The organism is Roseovarius sp. D0-M9 (assembly GCF_037083805.1).
Classification (GTDB): domain Bacteria; phylum Pseudomonadota; class Alphaproteobacteria; order Rhodobacterales; family Rhodobacteraceae; genus Roseovarius.
In genome coordinates, this window is the sequence record NZ_JBAPKZ010000113.1 from 1 (window position 1) to 1,430 (window position 1,430).

General features: G+C 59.3%; 4 protein-coding genes. All 4 read left to right on the plus strand.

All coding sequences use genetic code 11. The features are described 5' to 3' along the window. The first annotated feature begins 13 nt into the window (after window positions 1-13). Window positions 14-145, plus strand: a complete 132-nt coding sequence (locus tag V8352_RS21720; RefSeq protein ID WP_336426341.1) for a transposase — start codon at window positions 14-16, stop codon at window positions 143-145. Continuing rightward, on the plus strand, window positions 142-390 hold the full coding sequence (locus V8352_RS21725; RefSeq protein ID WP_336426338.1) for a hypothetical protein: 249 nt from the start codon (window positions 142-144) through the stop codon (window positions 388-390). The genes V8352_RS21720 and V8352_RS21725 overlap by 4 nt, the downstream gene beginning before the upstream one ends. An 86-nt stretch (window positions 391-476) precedes the next feature. After that, window positions 477-1,058 (plus strand): hypothetical protein, encoded by a 582-nt coding sequence (locus tag V8352_RS21730; RefSeq protein ID WP_336426339.1) that lies wholly within the window; start codon window positions 477-479, stop codon window positions 1,056-1,058. Then, the coding region (locus V8352_RS21735) for a hypothetical protein (protein ID WP_336426340.1) at window positions 1,048-1,430 on the plus strand (383 nt) is incomplete at its 3' end. The genes V8352_RS21730 and V8352_RS21735, both read left to right, overlap by 11 nt.

Consider the following 1,430-nt stretch of genomic DNA (forward strand, 5'->3'; position numbering starts at 1 on the left):
CCTCGCCAAAACGATCAAGGCACACTGGGACGGCATCCTGAACGGCTTCGACAGCCGGCTGTCCAACGGGGGCGTCGAGGCCATCAACGGCCTGATCCAGGCAGCCAAGCCGAAGCAGTCCGTTCCGTGCACCCGCTGTCGATGAATGACCTGCTGCTGCATCGCATGGCTGGCCTCATCTCGCGCGCTGTTGCAGCGCCCAGCATTGCCGCACTCGAGTCTGTTCGGACGCGGGCGATCCATAGCATTGCGCAAGCGCCGACCCAGACCGCTGCGCCGGTTCGCGACATGGCTGAAGAGGCGCGGATCAGCATCGAAGATATGATCGATGGTGCGCTGTCCAATAGGTCGCATATGAGCCCTGCCATGGGCTTGCCGCTCGCCGCCTGATTTTCAGCGATTTTCAAAAAATTGATTTATCCCGTCGGCGCTCCTGCGCCGGTGGGCAACCCAACACATCTTAAAAGGAATTGCCAATGTCCAACCAACCGCCTCTGAGCGGCTTCGAAGCGCTGTTCGCGCCTCAAGCTGCGTGCCTTCCAGCTGACACGATGCGTCAGTTCCCGAGGCTTTCTCGAGACATGCTCACAAGCCATGCAAAATGGTTTGGCCTGTCCGGCGAATGTCTTGTCGACAGCATTCTACTGCGTTTCGGGATTTACACGTCGCAGCTCCCGGAAATGCTGCCTGCGGACCGCATCGTCTATCATCCCGAAGGCGATCTCCGCATGCAGATCAAGACCTGCTGCCGCGCTAGAAATGGGTTTTTCCACTTCAACATTACGAAGGGCTATCATCGTTCTCCTAGGGGCGTAAAGTCCTACGCAACAGACGACTTTGACGTCGTTGCCTTGGTGGCTCTTTCTGAAAATGCAGTGAAATTCACGGCGAACCGCCAGCCCTCCACCCGGATTGCGCTCTCCGAAATCGATGCGCTTCGGGCGGACCCATGTGCCAGCCTGGACGGCGCCATCGAAGATCTTGACCGCTCAGCTTCCAGCACTTCCATGCCCTCACTGGCATCGACTCTGATGGCGGGAGGCTCGTATGACCAATAAACCCTCGCCAGCTTCCGCGCCCCGACCGGGCTTCGCTTCGGAACTCGCATCCAAAATGGCACAAAGCCTCTTCGAGTCCAAATGGGATGGCCTCGTTGAGATCCGCCATGCACTGAGCGAACCCGGTGACGACGACTTCATCGAAGATCTGCCGGACGAGATGCTTCAGACAGTCGCGAAACGCTCTTGGGAAGCGCCGGAAACATCACTTGCGCACGCCATGACCGAAGCCGAAATCATGGCGGAAATCCGAGCCGGTCGTGACTGTCAACGGCGGAGACAAAACCGGCCACGTGGCGGCGCAAAACCAGGCCAGTGGCGGGGTGCCAAGCGCCATGGCACGTGCGCTCCCCAGATAGCTGGCGCGTGCCA

What these genes read in the sequence shown, in the direction of transcription:
- V8352_RS21725 (WP_336426338.1), top strand. Translation starts at nt 142, where the DNA reads ATGAATGACCTGCTGCTGCATCGCATGGCTGGCCTCATCTCGCGCGCT.
- V8352_RS21730 (WP_336426339.1), top strand. Translation starts at nt 477, where the DNA reads ATGTCCAACCAACCGCCTCTGAGCGGCTTCGAAGCGCTGTTCGCGCCT.